The organism is Paracoccus sp. S4493, assembly GCF_000967735.1.
Classification (GTDB): Bacteria; Pseudomonadota; Alphaproteobacteria; order Rhodobacterales; family Rhodobacteraceae; genus Paracoccus; species Paracoccus marcusii.
Window position 1 is genome coordinate 1 of sequence record NZ_JXYF01000355.1, and the last position, 541, is coordinate 541.

General features: G+C 67.7%; 1 protein-coding gene. It reads right to left on the reverse strand.

Annotated elements, in window-relative coordinates:
- The coding region (locus TW83_RS17705) for an aminoacyl--tRNA ligase-related protein (protein WP_045984108.1) at nt 1-541 on the reverse strand (541 nt) is incomplete at both ends.

Here is a 541-nt window from a genome sequence, read left to right on the forward strand (position 1 = left end):
CACCATCTCGACCTTCTCGAACTGGTGCTGGCGCAGCATGCCGGTGGTGTCGCGGCCCGCGCTGCCTGCCTCGGATCGGAAGCACTGGCTGTGCGCGACCATGCGGCGGGGCAGGGCGGCCTGGTCCAGCAGGTCGCCGTTGACCGTGTTGGTCAGCGTCACCTCGGATGTGGGGATCAGCCAGTACCCTTCGCGGGTCAGATAGCTGTCTTCTCCGAACTTGGGCAGCTGGCCGGTGCCCAGCATCATCTGTTCCAGCACCAAGACGGGGGTCCAGGTCTCCTCCAGCCCGTGCTGGTCGACATGCAGGTCGACCATGAACTGCGCCAGTGCGCGATGGATGCGCGCGACCGCCCCCTTCAGCACGACGAAGCGGCTGCCGGACAGCTTGGCGCCAGTCTGAAAATCCATGCCCGGCACGACGCCGGGGATCTGGAAATGCTCGACCGGGGCAAAGTCCAGGGCCGCAGGCGTGCCCCACCGGCGCAGCTCGACATTGTCGTCCTCGTCCCGGCCCTCGGGGACACGGTCCAGCGGCAGG